This is a genomic window from Cellulomonas sp. GbtcB1 (assembly GCF_019091725.1).
Taxonomy (GTDB): domain Bacteria; phylum Actinomycetota; class Actinomycetes; order Actinomycetales; family Cellulomonadaceae; genus Cellulomonas.
The window spans coordinates 1-273 of sequence record NZ_JAGXJG010000247.1 but is presented as its reverse complement, the minus strand read 5'-3'; the positions used below and the strand labels follow the sequence as shown (position 1 = coordinate 273).

Genomic DNA, 273 nt, shown 5'->3' with positions numbered 1-273 from the left:
CAGCGCGAACCACACCACGTCGTCGAAGTGCCAGTAGTACGAGGTCACGATGGCGGTGGACGCCTCGTGGTGGCCGAACCGCTTCGAGGTGAAGGAGCGGCCCAGCAGGAACAGGAAGGCGATGAGCCCGCCGACCACGTGCAGACCGTGGAAGCCGGTGGTCAGGTAGAACACCGAGCCGTACGGGCTGGAGGAGATGGTTAGGCCCTCGTGCACGAGCTCGGCGTACTCGAAGACCTGCCCGCCGATGAAGAAGGCGCCCATGATGTAGGT

At 64.5% G+C, this 273-nt stretch carries 1 protein-coding gene; it reads right to left on the bottom strand.

Translation table 11 applies throughout. The features are described 5' to 3' along the window. On the bottom strand, positions 1 to 273 hold a 273-nt coding region (locus tag KVT14_RS20400), incomplete at both ends, for a cytochrome c oxidase subunit 3 (RefSeq protein WP_217617300.1).